General features: G+C 61.5%; 15 protein-coding genes. 4 read left to right on the top strand and 11 right to left on the bottom strand.

Features of this window, described 5'->3' with window-relative positions; all coding sequences use genetic code 11:
- Positions 1-185: 185 nt before the first annotated feature.
- Complete coding sequence (locus ACZ9BX_RS09605; RefSeq protein WP_476217427.1) at positions 186-1,199, bottom strand: zinc-binding alcohol dehydrogenase family protein; 1,014 nt, start codon at positions 1,197-1,199, stop codon at positions 186-188.
- Between the two features lie 102 nt (positions 1,200-1,301).
- Here ACZ9BX_RS09605 and ACZ9BX_RS09600 point away from each other — a divergent pair, with 102 nt between their 5' ends.
- Entirely contained in the window at positions 1,302-1,697 is a 396-nt protein-coding gene (locus ACZ9BX_RS09600; RefSeq protein WP_476217425.1) for a winged helix-turn-helix transcriptional regulator, read from the top strand.
- Here ACZ9BX_RS09600 and ACZ9BX_RS09595 read toward each other — a convergent pair.
- Positions 1,665-2,885 (bottom strand): MFS transporter, encoded by a 1,221-nt coding sequence (locus ACZ9BX_RS09595; protein WP_476217423.1) that lies wholly within the window; start codon positions 2,883-2,885, stop codon positions 1,665-1,667. The genes ACZ9BX_RS09600 and ACZ9BX_RS09595 overlap by 33 nt on opposite strands.
- A 312-nt stretch (positions 2,886-3,197) precedes the next feature.
- Between ACZ9BX_RS09595 and ACZ9BX_RS09590 the strand changes: the two genes are divergently transcribed.
- Complete coding sequence (locus tag ACZ9BX_RS09590; RefSeq protein ID WP_027507474.1) at positions 3,198-4,142, top strand: diacylglycerol/lipid kinase family protein; 945 nt, start codon at positions 3,198-3,200, stop codon at positions 4,140-4,142.
- Here the strand turns inward: ACZ9BX_RS09590 and ACZ9BX_RS09585 are convergent.
- Both ACZ9BX_RS09585 and ACZ9BX_RS09580 read right to left on the bottom strand, forming a co-directional pair.
- A complete protein-coding gene (locus ACZ9BX_RS09585) occupies positions 4,108-4,974 on the bottom strand; it encodes a nickel-binding protein (RefSeq protein WP_132560014.1) in 867 nt (288 codons plus the stop codon). The two genes, ACZ9BX_RS09590 and ACZ9BX_RS09585, sit on opposite strands and share 35 nt — an antisense overlap.
- A gap of 164 nt (positions 4,975-5,138) precedes the next feature.
- A complete protein-coding gene (locus ACZ9BX_RS09580) occupies positions 5,139-6,491 on the bottom strand; it encodes a glutamine synthetase family protein (RefSeq protein WP_476217420.1) in 1,353 nt (450 codons plus the stop codon).
- A gap of 83 nt (positions 6,492-6,574) precedes the next feature.
- Between ACZ9BX_RS09580 and ACZ9BX_RS09575 the strand changes: the two genes are divergently transcribed.
- Positions 6,575-7,942, top strand: coding sequence for an aspartate aminotransferase family protein (locus ACZ9BX_RS09575; RefSeq protein ID WP_476217418.1), 1,368 nt, complete (start codon positions 6,575-6,577; stop codon positions 7,940-7,942).
- Here the strand turns inward: ACZ9BX_RS09575 and ACZ9BX_RS09570 are convergent.
- From ACZ9BX_RS09570 to ACZ9BX_RS09560, 3 genes are read right to left on the bottom strand one after another with little or no spacing between them, the layout of a single operon-like run.
- Positions 7,939-9,435, bottom strand: a complete 1,497-nt coding sequence (locus ACZ9BX_RS09570; RefSeq protein WP_476219947.1) for a glycosyltransferase family 39 protein — start codon at positions 9,433-9,435, stop codon at positions 7,939-7,941. The two genes, ACZ9BX_RS09575 and ACZ9BX_RS09570, sit on opposite strands and share 4 nt — an antisense overlap.
- Positions 9,436-9,448: 13 nt before the next feature.
- A complete protein-coding gene (locus ACZ9BX_RS09565; protein ID WP_476219946.1) occupies positions 9,449-10,936 on the bottom strand; it encodes a glycosyltransferase family 39 protein in 1,488 nt (495 codons plus the stop codon).
- A gap of 19 nt (positions 10,937-10,955) precedes the next feature.
- Positions 10,956-11,969 (bottom strand): glycosyltransferase family 2 protein, encoded by a 1,014-nt coding sequence (locus ACZ9BX_RS09560; protein WP_476217416.1) that lies wholly within the window; start codon positions 11,967-11,969, stop codon positions 10,956-10,958.
- 74 nt (positions 11,970-12,043) lie between these two features.
- On the opposite strand from ACZ9BX_RS09560, the gene ACZ9BX_RS09555 reads away from it, so the two are divergent.
- The gene (locus ACZ9BX_RS09555; RefSeq protein ID WP_476217414.1) at positions 12,044-13,006 is read left to right on the top strand and encodes a lysylphosphatidylglycerol synthase domain-containing protein; all 963 of its coding nucleotides are present in this window, start codon (positions 12,044-12,046) and stop codon (positions 13,004-13,006) included.
- Here ACZ9BX_RS09555 and ACZ9BX_RS09550 read toward each other — a convergent pair.
- Genes ACZ9BX_RS09550 through ACZ9BX_RS09535 form a run of 4 tightly spaced genes read right to left on the bottom strand, consistent with a single transcriptional unit; the run spans position 12,974 to position 15,306 of the window.
- Positions 12,974-14,218 (bottom strand): RNA polymerase sigma factor, encoded by a 1,245-nt coding sequence (locus ACZ9BX_RS09550; RefSeq protein WP_476217412.1) that lies wholly within the window; start codon positions 14,216-14,218, stop codon positions 12,974-12,976. The genes ACZ9BX_RS09555 and ACZ9BX_RS09550 overlap by 33 nt on opposite strands.
- A 3-nt stretch (positions 14,219-14,221) precedes the next feature.
- Positions 14,222-14,581, bottom strand: a complete 360-nt coding sequence (locus ACZ9BX_RS09545) for a YciI family protein (RefSeq protein ID WP_476217410.1) — start codon at positions 14,579-14,581, stop codon at positions 14,222-14,224.
- Positions 14,582-14,585: 4 nt separating this feature from the next.
- On the bottom strand, positions 14,586-14,945 hold the full coding sequence (locus ACZ9BX_RS09540; RefSeq protein ID WP_476217409.1) for a YciI family protein: 360 nt from the start codon (positions 14,943-14,945) through the stop codon (positions 14,586-14,588).
- Positions 14,946-14,955: 10 nt separating this feature from the next.
- Positions 14,956-15,306, bottom strand: a complete 351-nt coding sequence (locus tag ACZ9BX_RS09535) for a YciI family protein (RefSeq protein ID WP_476217407.1) — start codon at positions 15,304-15,306, stop codon at positions 14,956-14,958.
- Between the last annotated feature and the right edge of the window lie 123 nt (positions 15,307-15,429).

Raw genomic sequence — 15,429 nt, 5'->3', positions numbered from 1 at the left:
CAAGGGCAATCGACTGCTACTGTCGCTTGGCATCGTGTTGATGGCTCCGTTGATTATTCGCGGAAAACAGCTGTCATCCGCGTGCCGCAAGACCTGCCCCTCCGATTGAGAAAAGTCAAGCGGCAGCGGTTGGTGAGCCACAATGCCGCACCTTCCGCGGCATTGTGCGTGAACATCGGCGTTGGTCAGAAACCGGCGAGTACCGCCTTGCCCTTCATCCGGCCGCTTTCGACCCTTGCATGCGCCTTCTTCAGATTGGCTGCATTGATCGTGCCGACGGTTTCGGTGAGCGTGGTGCGGATCTTGCCGGTATCGACAAGCTCCGAAATCCTGTTGAGCAGCTTATGCTGCTCGATCATGTCAGGTGTCGAAAAGAGCGGACGTGTGAACATCAGTTCCCAATGCACCGAAACTGCCTTGCGCTTGAAGGGTACGATATCGAGCACCTTTGGATCGTCGATTAGCGCGAAGCGGCCCTGCGGTGCGATCGACTCGACGATGTCGGCGATATGGCTGTCGGTGTTGGTTGTCGAGAAGACGAAGCCCGGAGCGCCGATGCTGAGGGCGGCAATCTGCGGCGCGATCGGCTTCGAGTGATCGACGACGTGGTGCGCGCTAAGTTCCTTCACCCAGGCCCGTGTTTCGGGACGGGAGGCGGTTGCGATGACCGTCAGATCGGTCAGCGCGTGGGCGATCTGGATGGCGATCGAGCCGACACCACCGGCGCCACCGATGATAAGGAGCGAGCGTGCGGCCCCCGCCACGGGATCTTGAACCTTCAACCGGTCGAACAAGGCTTCATAAGCGGTGATCGACGTCAGCGGTAGTGCGGCAGCGGCCGCGAAATCGAGGCTCTTCGGCTTGCGGCCAACGATGCGCTCGTCGACCAGATGAAACTCCGCGTTCGAACCCGGGCGATTGATCGCACCGGCATAGTAGACTTCGTCTCCCGGCTTGAAGAGTGTGACATCCGGTCCGACGGCCTTGACGATGCCGGCGGCGTCCCAGCCGAGAACCTTCAATTCATCTGCAGGCGGTGCCGTATGCGCCCGCACTTTCACATCGACCGGATTGACGGAGACGGCCTTGATCTCGACGAGCAGGTCATGCCCGGTCGCTTCCGGGACTGGCAGGTCGACATCGATCAGCGAGGTTTCGGCGGAAATGGGCTGTGGGATATTGTAGGCGACGGCGCGCATGGAAAACTCCTGTGTTCGTTGCACAGAGGCTAGATGCGTCTTATGTTCCAAGCGCGCAAGAATGCACAAATTCTGTACGTAGTACCAAAAAGGATACTGTAAATGTCTCTGCCCCGCGCCAAGCTGACGAAGAATTTCCCCGGCTGTCCGGTCGAGGCGGCGCTGAGCTATGTCGATGGAAAATGGAAAGGCGTGATCCTGTTCCACCTCATCGACGGAACATTGCGCTTCAACGAGCTGCGCCGGAAGCTGCCTGCGGTGACGCAGCGCATGCTGACCAAGCAGCTGCGGGAACTGGAAGAATCCGGCCTCGTCTCGCGCACCGTCTATCCGGTCGTGCCGCCGCGCGTGGAATATGCACTGACGCCGCTCGGCGAAACGTTGAAGCCGGTCATCCGAGCACTGGCGGCCTGGGGCGACGAATATGCTCTCTGCCGCCCGGAGGGCCACGAACTGCGCGATCCTTCATGCACTCCAGCTGCTGCGCTCCAGGCGTAGCGACGCGAAATAGACGAAGAGGCCGAGGAAGGACAGGACGGCGCCGACATAACCCGTTGCAGCAAAGCCGTAGCCCGAGGCAATCACGAGGCCGCCGAGCCAGGCGCCGAGCGCATTGGCGATGTTGAAGGCGGAGTGGTTGGAGGCGGCGGCAAGTGTTTGTGCGTCGGCGGCGACATCCATCAGCCGCGTCTGTAGCGCAGGACCGGCCGCAAAGCCGCAGCCGACGAGGAACACGCAGACTGCCAGCATGATAGGGCTCGATGCCGTCAGCGAAAATAGTGTCAGCACGGCAATGTTGAAAACCAGCGAACCGCCGATCGTCCCCATGATCGACTTGTCGGCAAGCCAGGAGCCGACGACGTTGCCGGCATTCATGCCGACGCCGAAGAGGACCATCATCACGGCAACCATGCTCTCCGGCAGCATGGCGACCTTCGTGGTCGTGCCGGCAATATAGCTGAACATCGCGAACATGCCGCCATAGCCGACGGCTGCGATGCCGAGCGTCAAGAGGACCTGCGGCCGCTTGAAGGCGCCGAGCTCGCGCAAGAAGCTGGCGCCGTCCGCGACTTGGTCGCGCGGCACGTAGTACCAGATGAGTGCCACGGTCACGAGGCCGATGACGCCGACAGAGGTGAAGGCGACGCGCCAGTCGAGCGACTGGCCAAAGAAGGTGGCGAGCGGCGTGCCGAGCAGGGTTGCGATTGTCAGACCCAGCATGACCCGGCCGACGGCGCGCGCCCGTTTGTGCACGGGCACCATCGAGGCGGCGACGATTGCCGCGACGCCGAAATAGGCACCGTGCGGCAGGCCGGTGATCAAGCGCATCACGGTGAAGCTCTGGAAGGTCGGCGCAAGAGCGCTCAGGATATTACCGGCCACGAAAATGCCCATCAGCAGCAGAAGCAGCGAGCGGCGCGTCATCCTGGCGGCGAGAACGGCGATCACCGGCGCGCCGATGACGACGCCTAGCGCATAGGCGCTGATGACGTAACCTGCCTGCGGCGTCGTGACCGAAAATGTGTTCGCCACATTCGGTAGCAGGCCCATGATGGCGAATTCGCCGGTGCCGATGCCGAAGCCGCCACAGGCAAGCGCCAGTTGCACCAGAGCGACCGCCATCGGCGAGGGGGCTTCCGAAGCCAAACTGGAATCGATGGAATCGTCTACGGCGATCTGGCTCACGGGAGCTCCTGAGGCATGTCTGCAGGGCAAACCATCCGGAGAGCGGGCGCTGAGGCGGATGTCGGCCGTTCTATGGCGGGAGGTGGAAACAAGGGTCTCCAAAATTGAAGTTATGGGGGATCGCGCCATGGGCGTCGAGTGCGTTTTTCGCAGTGCAGCGTCCTGCTATGTGCACATGTCCATTGCAAAATTTGCGTTTGGGTTTCGCAGACAAACGGCAGCTAAAGGCATGCCGCGCTTGAAAACGAGGCGGCTCCAACCATCTTAAGGGACTTGGAACGAGAAGCCACGACGCGAGGAACGGCACGCCTGATGAAGCTTGTAGGTTTTTTCAACAAAGACGGTGGTACCTTCCGGACCACCGATATGGAGGCCTACGAAAAGCGGGCAGAGGCGACCTTCCGGGAAGCGGGACATGACTTCGAGGCTATCGTCTTTTCCGGCAAGGAGATCGTTCCTGCGATGGAGCGCGCTGCCCGGCGCGACGACATCGACGGCATCGTCGCGGGAGGCGGCGACGGCACGATTTCGGCGGCGGCCTCGATCGCCTGGAAGAACGGCGTCGCCCTCGGTGTCGTACCGGCCGGGACCATGAACCTCTTCGCCCGCTCGCTGAAAGTGCCGCTCGATATCTGGCAGGCGCTGGATGTGCTGGCGACCGGCGAGGTCGATCATGTCGACATTGCTAGCGCCAACGGCCGGCCCTTCATCCATCAGTTCTCGGCGGGGCTTCATGCGCGAATGGTGCGCTACCGCAACTCCTTCAGCTATCGCTCCCGCTTTGGCAAGATGCGCGCCAGCGTCCGCGCAGCCTTCGGCGTCGTGCTCAACCCGCCTGAATTCGAAGTCGAATTCCAGGCGCTCGGCATGCGCGAGACGCGTCGCGTATCGGCCGTTTCCGTGTCCAACAACCCCTTTGGCCAGAACGCGCTGCTGTATGCCGACAACCTGCGCAGCGGCGAGCTCGGCTTCTACACGGCAAAGCCGCTGAAGCCGATCGGCGTCGCCCGCCTTGCCATCGACATGTTGCGCGGCAAGGTGCGCGAAAACGCCGACGTGATGGTCATGCATCCGGCCGAAGTGCATCTGCATTTCCCGAAGCTGAGGGCAAAGGCCAATTGCGTCATGGACGGCGAGCTTCTGCCGCTCGCACGCGACATTTCCATCAAGCTGCATCCCGAAGAGCTTAAGGTGCTGGTCAAGCAGGGTCTTGCCGCGCAGGTCAATGAGGCCGAGCGGCGGGAGCCTGCGGCTTAGTTTCCCTCTTCACGCCACCATCGGCCCAGTCGCATTGGAAGGCGAGCACGGGCTTCGAAAATCCCTTCAACCGCCGGCGCATCGCGTGCGTGAAGATATCGGTGGTGCTGTACTCCCGAAAAATGTTCTCCGACACCAGGATATGGTCGCTTGCGGCGGCTGCGCACAATCGTGCTGCAAGTTGCACCGTGGAGCCGAACAGATCGTTGCTATCCTCGACGGGTTCGCCGCAATCCAATCCGATGCGAACATGAATCGGCTCAGGATTTCCGCGGTTGTAACGTTTGAATTCCTGCTGGATGTTTCTTGCGCAATCGACGGCCGCAGCTATCGAGGCGAACGTCGCCATGATGCCGTCGCCGGTGTGCTTCACCTCGCGGCCTGACCAGTGGTCGAGGCATCTGCGCACAACCGAGTCATGCGCCCTGACCAATTCGGTCGCCATTCGGTCGCCGAGGCGCGTTGTCATCGCGGTCGAGCCGACCATATCGGTGAACAGGATTGCCCGGTGGCCCGAATCCACTTCGCTTGAGACTTGCCCAGGCGCCGGCTCAGGGTCATGAATGCGGCCGAGAAACGCCTCAACGGCCGACAGAGCGACTTCGACAACCTCACCGGCGACGAAACCATGCGCTTCGCGGTGCACGCATTGGGCGGTTTCCGCGTCGGGCGCGTCCATGAGACAAAATGCGGTTCCACGCCGCTGGTCGAACCAGTAGGTGAGGAACTTGACCCCATACCGGTCCTGAATCTCGAGATCCTTGCGATGTGCCTCGGCAACGTCGGCGGCTGTGGTTCCCGTCAGTTCATGCCGGTCCATGAAGATAGCCATTTGCCGCGCTCCTTTCGGAAGCCTCCGCCTCAGGAAGTTTATTCTACGACTTGTACACAGCCCGGTCCACCTTTGAGATGGTTATGAGGCAGGTGTTTGCCGCGCTGCGGCGCGTAACATCAACAGAGGGAGAGTTCTCGCTTTAACGCGTATCTCAGCAAGCTTTAAACCCGCGGCAGATAAGTCCGATAGTCGAAGTCCGAGACTGTGCGCAGATAGGTGACTGCTTCCTTGTGCTTGGTGTCGCCGTAGAGCTTCCGGTAGCGCTCGCCGAAGATGTCGGCGACGAAGGGTGATGCGCGAAAGGCTTCCACTGCCGTCAGGAAATCATGCGTCAGCCGCGCCGCGTTTGCCGGCACATGCGACGGCGTCGTCTCTTCGCCGGGGTCGAGCTCGTTATCGAGGCCGAGCAGTATGCCGCCGAGGATGGCGGCCAGCAGCAGGTAGGGATTGGCGTCCGCGCCGGCGACGCGGTGCTCGATCCGCGCTGCCGGTCCGTTCATGTCCGGGATGCGGATAGCCGTGCCGCGGTGGCCGTTGCCCCAGGTGAGATCGATAGGCGCAAAGGAGCCTGGCTGGAAGCGGCGGTAGGAATTGGCGAAAGGCGCGAAGATCAGCTGCGCTTCGCGCATCGTCTTCAGCATCCCAGCGCAGGCGGATTTCAGCTTCGTCGGCTCTCCGCCCCTGGCGTCGAGGATGTTGCGGCCTTCTCTGTCGATGACGCTGGCATGCACATGCAGGCCGGAACCGGCGTGTTCGGAATAGGGCTTGGCCATGCAGGTCGATTTGAGGCCATGCTTGCGAGCCGCCTGTTCGGCGATGCGCTTCAGGTAAATGCAGTCGTCGGCCGCCGCCAGTGCATCGGGCCGGTGCAACAGGTTGATCTCGAACTGTCCGGGACCGAACTCGGCCGTTGTCGCCTCCGCAGGCAGGTTCTGCGCCTTGGCATAGGCGCGCACCGTCTGCAAGTAATCGTCGAGCGCATCGACGGCGCTCATGTCGTAGAGCTGGAATCCGTTTGGCTCGCCGCGATAGGTCAGGCTTTTCGGCGGTGAAGGACGGCCGGTATCCCGCCAGTCCTGTTCCATGACGTAGAACTCGAGTTCCGTCGCGACGACCGGTGTGAGGCCGCGTTCGTCGTAGCGCTTCAGCACCGCTGCCAGGATCGCCCGCGGATCCATGAAGCTCGGGCTGCCGTCGAATTCGTGCATCGTCGCCAGCACCTGCATGGAGCCTTCCGGCGCCCAGGGCATCGGCGCAAGGCTGCGCTCGTCAGCTATGCAATTGCCGTCCGGATCGCCGATCGTTAGCGACAGGCCGGTGATGTCATCATTATCGTCGCCCCAGATGTCGAGCGACTGCGTCGAGGAGGGGAGCCGCACCTCGCCTTCCCGGATCTTCTTCTGAGCGTCCAGCGGCATCTGCTTACCGCGCAAATCGCCATTCATGCCGACGAGCAGGATTTCGATCCGCGGTTCGCCCACCGCAGCTTTGCCGTGCATGATGTCAGCCGTCATGATCTTGAAAATCCCCTCGGACAAGCCCAAGGTCGTAGCTCATTGAGACGGGCCTTTCAATCTCCGCAGGTGTTTTGCAAATCATGTCCGATACTTACCAGCGCTCAAATCTCGCCGCCATTGACGCCGCCCACCATCTGCATCCCTTCTCCGACATGAAGAAGCTGAATGCCGATGGCACGCGCATCATCCAGCGCGGCGAAGGTGTCTATATCTGGGATAACCACGGCAGGAAGTATCTCGACGGTTTTGCAGGCCTGTGGTGCGTTAATGTCGGCTACGGCCGCAAGGAGATCACCGATGCCGTCGCGCGGCAGATGAACGAGCTGCCCTACTACAACACCTTCTTCGGCACCACGAGCACGCCCACGACCCTGCTCGCCGAGAAGGTGACCGCGCATGCCGGCCCGCGCGTCAATCATGTCTTCTTCACCGGCTCCGGATCGGAAGCCAATGATACCTGGTTCCGGATGGCGCGCGTCTATTGGAGTGCTGTTGGCAGGCCTTCGAAGAAGATCGTGATTGCCCGCAGGAATGGCTACCACGGTTCGACGGTCGCCGGCGCCAGCCTTGGCGGTATGAAATACATGCATGAACAGGGCGACCTGCCGATCCCCGGCATCGTCCATATCGGCCAGCCTTATTGGTATGGCGAGGGCGGCGACCTTTCGCCTGCGGAATTCGGCCTCAAGGTGGCCCGCGAACTGGAGGCAAAGATCGATGAACTCGGCGAGGAGAATGTCGCCGCCTTTGTTGCGGAGCCGGTGCAGGGTGCGGCGGGCGTCATCATTCCGCCGGAAACCTACTGGCCGGAGATCGGCCGCATCTGCAAGGCGCGCAACATCCTGCTCGTCAACGACGAGGTCATCTGCGGCTTCGGCCGCCTTGGCGAGTGGTTCGGCCATCAGTATTTCGGCGTCGAGCCGGATCTGGCGCCGATCGCAAAGGGCCTGTCATCGGGCTACCTGCCGATTGGCGGCGTGCTCGTCAGCGATCGCATCGCCAATGTGCTGATCAACGAGGTCGGCGATTTCAATCACGGCTTCACCTATTCCGGCCATCCGGTCTGCGCCGCTGCGGCGCTGGAAAATTTGCGCATCATCGAGGACGAAAAGCTGGTTGACCGCGTTCGCGGCGATATTGGCCCTTACTTCGCCGAAGCCTGGGGCGCGCTGGCCGATCATGACCTCGTCGGCGAAGCGGTCAGCATCGGCCTGATGGGCGCCCTGCAACTCACGGCGGATAAGAAGTTGCGCGCCCGCTTCGAAAAGCCCGACGCGGCTGGCGCGCTCGTCCGCAACCACGCGCTTGCGAACGGCCTCGTTCTGCGAGCCACCGGCGACCGCATGCTCGCTTCACCGCCGCTGGTCATCACCCATGAGCAGGTCGATGAAATGGCGCGGATTGCAAAGATTGCGCTGGATGCGGCGTGGAAGGAGCTGAAAACCTAATCCGCCGGGGCGACCCACGCGTAACCGAAACGATAGGAATCGCGGTTCCGGGCGTAGTAATACGGAACCTCGATTATCGAAATCTCGGGCGCGATGCTGCTGAGTTCTGGCACTGATTTCAGCCATTCGGCCGCTCTGCCGGGCAGGGCATTGCCTTCCGCAGCGCCGAGCGGCCAGACAATGAGAAGCGGGTGTTTTTTCGAGATCGAGACTGCAGGCTTGAACCCTGGATAGTCCGTTGAAATCACGGTCGCCGGAAGAAGGTCCTTCCGCAAATTCCCCGCAAGCAGGCTGCCTTCCGCCAAAACCGCGGCAGGCTCACCCTGTTGCCGGAGTGCGGCCGCCAGTTGGGCGTAGGGCATGTTCAAGCGCTCGTAGTCGCCGTTCAGGGTGGCAGCCGCAATGCGTCCGAAGAGAATACCGGGAACGGCAATCATGATTATCGCGAGGATCGGCAAAAGACGGCGCAGAGGATTCGAATACTGGACATGCGATGCCTCGATCTTCAGGCACAGATAAAGCGGGATGATGAAGAAGAGCGGCACCAGCCAGCGGTCTTTGACATGGGCCGCTCCGCCGAAGAGGACGAGAAGCAGGATGCCGAGGATGGAAAAAAGCATCATGCGCTCAAGGAGCCGTGTCCATGCCGATCTGCCGGAGAATGCCGAGAGAAACGGCTTGCCGAATGCGACCGCGAAGACAAGTAACGTGACCGCACAAAAGCCAATCACGGCCAGAACGAGCGACCCTGAACCCATGACGACCTGCATGGCATAGCTCGCGTTGCCGCTGTCGGTCAGCTTTTCCAGTGTCCGGGCCGTGGCGAAGCCGAGATTGTCCTTCAGCCAGAAAAGATGCGGCAGGGTGATAAGGAATGCTGTGACCGCGGTCACGACCGTACGCCAGTCGAAGACGCGCTTGCGCATCGGCGGATCGAGCAGTGCCGCCAGAAGCGCCGAGGCCGGTAGCAAGGCGAAGTTATATTTCGACAGCAGGCCGATGCCGATGCCGACGCCCGTCACGAGATACGAGAGCATATCCGGCTTCTTGAGCGACCGGATAAATCCGTAGAGGAAGACTGAGCCGGAGAAGAACACCGCGACCGTATGCGTCAGGTCGCGCTGCATTTCGAATGCGACCTGCGGAAGCGTCAAAAGTCCTAGCGTCGCGATTGCGGCGAGCATGCTGTTTTTCAGGATCATCCGTGCTGTCAGGCCGTAAAGCAGGTAGGATGTAAAGAGCAGGGCATTCTTGACGACGGCAAGCGAAAGCAGCGAGACGCCGCCGAGCGAAAAGACGGCATATTGCAGCCAGTTGTAGAAAGGCGGCTGGGGTCCATAGCCGGCGGCGAGCCATTGCGAGCGGAAGGCCTGCTCGGCTTCGTCGAGTCCGAGCGTCGGCGGCATGGCCAGGCGGACCGCGATCTGCACGAGAAAATATGCAGCAAGCAGCGCGAAAACCCACCGCATGTCGGTGTCGCGGGCCTTGTCCATGTCCTCGTTCATTTCATTTCCGTTCAAGCCAGGCAAAGCCGAGCGCATAGGTGTCGCCGCTCTTGCCAAAGTGGTAGGGGAGCGCCAGCGAGCCGATCGCGTCGGGTTCCAAGCCGTTTTGCTTCAACCAGGTCGAGATTTCCGGCGGCATCGGCGCTTCTTTCGGATTCGGCCCCCGCCAGGCGACGAGGATCGGCCGCGCGGCCGCAGCGTTCATCGCGATTCCGGGGTTCGGAAAGCCGGATATTATCACTGGCACGTCCGGCAGTTGGAGCCTGAGATTGCCGCCGACATAGCGATCGCTCGCAATGATGAGGGCGGGAGGCTGCCTGTTGTCCGTCATCGCCTTGGCGAAATCAGCGAAGGGGACGTTCAGCTTCGTGTAGGAACCGATGAACTCCGCCCCGGTTACCCTTGCCGCAAGCGCGATCAGCACGAGTGCCATCAGCACGGGAACGACGTTGAGAAAACGCTTGAGCCCAAGCGAGAGATCGGCGCCTGCCACTTCGAGCTTGCGGAAGATGTAAATAGGCAGAATGAGCAGGAACGGATCGAGCCAGCGTTCGCGGATATGGGTTGCGCCGGTCACGAGGATCACCGCGACGATCGCGATCAGGCTGATGACCATCATGCGCTCCATCAGTCTTGTCCAGCAGTCGCCCGCCGAAAGTCCATGGACGAAATCGCGCCGGAAGGCAGCGGCGAAAATCGCGATCGGCAGTGCCGCGAAAGCAATGATCGCAATAAGAAGGGAGAGTAGGCCCTTACCTGCCGGGAACAGGTCGCTCGCCTCGCGGCTATCGATCATCTTGCTTAGCGTGCCGTGGGAAGCCAGTTCGACGTTGCCGTAAAGCCAGTGGAGATGCGGCAATGTGATTGCCAGCGCAATCGCAAACGCCGGCAGAATCCGCCAGTCGAGGAGGCGCTGCCGCCATTCCCGATCCGGGATCACAGCCGCCACCGCGATGAGCGGCATCAGTGCGAAATTGTATTTCGAGATGATGCCAACCCCGGTTGCGATGCCGAGAATGAGAAAGCTGAGAAGACTCGGGCGCTCCAGCGTCCGGAAGAAGCCGAAGAGGAACAGCGAAGTGGCGAAAAGTAGCGCGACCGTATGAGTCAGGTCCTGCTGCGCCATGTAAGAGACCTGCGGAAGCGTAATCAGCGCGAGCATCGCCGCAGCCTGTAGCGTGCGGTCCTTCAGCATCTCGCGCGCGGCAAGACCGTAAAAGAGGTAACATAGAAAGAGCAGGACGTTTTTCGGAATGCTCAGCGCCCAGATCGACGGTCCGGCAACGGCATCGACGGCATACTGCATCCAGTTGTAGAACGGCGGTTGTGGACCGTAGCCTGCCAGCAGATATTGCGCGTAGAAGGTCTGCTCCGCCTCGTCGAGCTCCAGCGAGTGGGGCAGGGCGGCGCGCAGTAGGATGTTCAGCAGGAAATAGCCGGCAAGCAGCATGCTCGCGCTGCCAATCGTGCTGCAGAACCGTTGCATCAGCGGGTCGCCCCGCCGCCTGTCAAACGTCGCTTCCATCAAAAATCTGCCGGACGATGTAATTCGGCGAGGCGTCGTCGCGATAGTAGGTGCGGGCGATCATCTCCGCCAAAATACCGGTGGTGATCAATTGCACGGACGACAGCAGCAGGACGACGCCGACCATGAGCATTGGACGGGTTCCGATATCGTTGCCGAGAATGAACTTGTCGAAGAACAGGTAAAGCAGGATCAGCGCCGCGAGTGCGCCGAGGCCGAGGCCGAGCGAGCCGAAGAAATGGCCGGGCCGCGCCTTGTAGCGCATGAAAAACATAACCGACAAAAGGTCGAGGATCACGCGGAAGGTCCGCGAGATGCCGTACTTCGACTGACCGTGCTGGCGGGCGTGATGAGTGACGGCCATTTCGCCGATGCGCGAGCTCGGGACGACGCCGGCGACCCAGGCGGGGATGAAGCGGTGCATTTCGCCCATCAGCTTCACCTGCCTGATGATCGAGGCGCGGTAGATCTTCAGGCTGCAGCCGTAGTCGTGCAGCTTCACGCCGGTGATGCGGCCTATCAGGTAATTGGCGCACCAGGACGGGATCTTGCGCAACAGCAGAGCGTCCTTGCGGTTCTTGCGCCAGCCGACCAGGAGATCGAGTTCGCGGCGCTCGAGTTCGGAAACCATCGACGGAATGTCTTTCGGGTCGTTCTGCAGGTCGCCGTCCATCGTTGCGATCAGCCGGCCCCGCGCCGTGTCGATGCCGGCCTGCATCGCGGCGGTCTGGCCGAAGTTGCGCTGCAACTCCACGATCCTGAGCGCCAGCCCTTCACGGCCGAGATACTTGCGGGCATTGACGAGCGTGGCATCCGTGCTGCCGTCATCGACCAGGATAAGCTCCCACGGGCAAGCGTATGTCACCATCGCATCGCATATCCGTTCGACAAGCGGGCCGACGCTTTCTTCCTCGTTGAAAACCGGCACCACAAGCGAAAGTTCGAGCGATTGGTCTAGATCATTTGCGCTTCGAAGCGACTCTGACGTTGTCTGCAACTCTTATTGCTCCTAAAAGGCCGCAACGGCCAGTCGAGCGGCGTTTTGTCCGCTGAAGTCAGGAAGCCTAGTACATGAACTCTCCGGTTGGCGCTAGCCGACAATCCTGGTTGGCGCGCAATCGCATGACGCTGCTGACGGTCGTAATCGTCGCAGCCTATGCGCTTTTCATCGAGTGGTTCTGGGGATGGTCGGCCATCATCGCCCAGTGGGCCACCGTCGGCGCGATACCGATCCTTGTGGCGCTTTCCTTGTTGACCAGCACCTACTTCCTGCGGACGTGGCGCATTCTCGATTACTTCCCGCGGGAGACGGCAGGCCAGTTCCGCACGCTTTTCCGGGTGACGCAGATTCATAACCTGCTCAATATCATGCTGCCGTTCCGCACCGGCGAGACGAGCTTTCCGGTTCTCATGCGCGCGGAATTCGGCATTCCGCTGACGCGGGCAACCTCCGCTCTTCTGGTCATGCGCCTGCTCGATCTGCACGCGCTGCTCGCCGCAGCCGGCATCGGATTTGCGGCAGCCGCCCCGAATGCCCTTCTGGCCTGGCTTTTGTGGGCCGCATTCCTGCTTTTGCCGGTCGCGGCTTTCGTGATCCGCAGGCCGCTGCTTCGCTTCGGCTTCAGACTTTTTCCCGCCAAGGCGCAGGGCTTCCTGTCGGAAATCGAAATCGGCCTGCCCGCAAATGCCAGAGCCTTCGCACGCGCCTGGGCCATGACGGCGGTGAACTGGCTGGTGAAGGTCGTCGTGCTCGCCTGGGCGCTCAGCCTCATGGGCGTTTCGCCGCTGACGGCGAGTTTCGGCGGTGCGCTCGGCGGCGAGCTTTCCTCAGTACTGCCCGTCCATGCGCCGGGCGGCGTTGGCACTTATCCGGCAGGCATTACCGCAGGCGCCGTTGCCCTGGGCGCATCGACCGGCAAGGCGGCGCTCGATGCGCTTGCTCAGGCAAGCATCAATGCGCATCTGCTGATCATCGTTTCCGCTCTGACGGGAACCGCGATCTCATTGCCGCTCGGACGCCGCCGTCAGTTCTGATATCCGCTTGCGCAGAAAAGCCTGCTCTGGCCCTTGCTGACAGAGGGACAGCGCGCGTTCATAGGCAGCGATCGCCTCCGCCCGGCGGCCGAGCCGGCGCAGGAAATCGGCGCGTGCGGCATGCGCAAGGTGATAGCTGCCGAGTTTCCCGGATGCCAGGATGCCGTCGACGATCTCAAGGCCTCTTTGGGGCCCCTCCGACATTGCGATCGCCACCGCCCGGTTGAGCTCCGCGATCGGCGAGGGCTGTGCCGTAGTCAGCAGGTCGTAATAGGCGGCGATGCGCGGCCAATCCGTGGCCTCCGGCGTCTCGGCCTTGGCATGTTCGGCGGCAATAGCGGCCTGGACGGTGTAGAGACCGACCTCGCTGGGCTCCATCGCCCGCCGCAGCAGGTCCAGGCCTTCCTCTATCTTCCTGCGATCCCAGGCTGACCGGTCCTGCTCGGCAAGTAGGATCAGGCCGCCATCCTCAGTGCGCCGCGCCCGCCCGCGCGAATCCTGCAGCAGCATTAGCGAAAGCAGTCCCTCAACATCGGGGTGCGGCAGCAGGTCTTCCACCAGCCGCGCCAGCCGGATCGCCTCGGCCGTCAGGTCCGTTCGGACCACTTCCGTGCCCGAAGACGCTGAATAGCCTTCGTTGAAGACGAGATAGATGACGTGCAGCACGCGGTCGAGCCGCTCGGGCAGTTCGTCGAGGTCGGGAACTTCATACGGGATGCGGTCCGTCCGTACCTTGCTTTTCGCCCGCACGATCCGCTGTGCCACGGTCGGTGCCGGAACGAGGAATGCATGGGCGATCTCCTCGGTCGTCAGCCCGCAGACTTCACGCAGCGCCATCGCCATCTGCGCATCCGACGGAATGGCCGGATGGCAGCAGGTGAAGATTAGCCGCAGCATGTCGTCGCCAATAAGCTCCATGTCGCCGATCTCCGTCGTATCGGCCTCGCCGTAAAAACTGTCCTCGATATCCTGCAGCGACGCATCGAAGCGCCTGCGCCGCCGGATATGGTCGATCGCCTTGTGGCGGCCCGTGGAAACGAGCCATGAAAACGGGTTGGCGGGAACACCGTCGCGCGGCCATGTGCGAGCCGCCGCCGCAAAGGCGTCGTGCAGCGCTTCCTCCGCCCGGTCGAAATCGCCGAGCAGGCGGATGAGCGTTGCCAGAACCCTGCGCGATTGCGACCGGTATATGTCTTCGATCAGTTTCTCCAAATGCTACTCCGGTAAAGTCAGTATCCGCACCGGCCTGAGTTCCACGGCGCCGACACGCGCGGAGGGGATGCGTGCCGCAATCTCCTTCGCCGCTTGATCGTCCCGTGCTTCGATGACGTAGAAACCTGCAAGATGCTCCTTGGTTTCGACATAAGGGCCGTCGGTCGCCTGCAGCATGTTGTTGCGGACTCGCAGCACGGTCGCTTTCTCCGGCATCTCCAGCGCATCGGAGTGGATCATGATGCCGTCGCGGCTCAGCTCTTCATCGAAGCTGAAATGCGCCTTGACGAGCTCGTCGCCCTCCTTCGGCGTCAGTGTACCGTCGATGTCGGCGGGATTATAGATCAGGCAGAGATAGCGCATTGACCTATCTCCCGTCCGTGACCGAATAGGCGGGGCGTATTTCGACCGAAGCGTATTTCAGGATCGGGAAGGTCGAGACGATGGACTTCGCTTCCTCCATATCCCTGGCTTCGAGCAAGACGAAGCCGCCGAGGTGTTCCTTGATTTCGGCAAATGGACCATCCGTGGCGACTGTCGCTCCCTTCCGGATTCGCAGCGTGACGGCTGACGCCGGCTCGCGCAGCGCAAGTGCTTCCTGAAGGAAACCGCGCTCCTGCCAGAGGTCGTCGCTGGCGATGCACTCCTGCGTCAGTGCATCCCATTCCTCCTGCGGAACCAGCTTGCTTTTCTCGGTATCGAACCAGAACTGGCAAAGAAACTTCATGGATGCCTCCTCAGCCGAAAGTGTAGATGGGGCGAACTTCGATGCTGCCGACTTTTGCCAGCGGAATGCCGGCGGCAACGCGGATGGCATCGTTCAGGTCTTTCGCGTCAATGAGGATGAAGCCGCCGAGTTGTTCCTTCGTTTCGGCATAGGGGCCGTCGGTCACCGACATCTCGCCACTGCGAACGCGAACGGTCACCGCACTCTTCGGCGATTGCAGCGCCTCGGCCTGGATCATGTGACCGCTGGCGACGAGGTCCTCGTCATAAGCGCGCGAATCCCTGTCGACCCTCTTCTTCTCCCCTTCGCTCATGCGCTCGAGCACGGACGGCTCGAACCAGACCTGGCACAGATATTTCATGGCTACTTCCTCCCGGCTTCCTCTCACAGCCTGTTGACGAAGAGACTAGACGCAATTCGACAGCAAAGAAAAAAATCTTTGTTCAGGCCTGAATGTCGAAATCGCCGTCGCGCATTCGACAAA

This window comes from Rhizobium sp. USDA 3886 (assembly GCF_056279785.1).
This window is presented reverse-complemented; position numbering and strand designations above follow the sequence as displayed.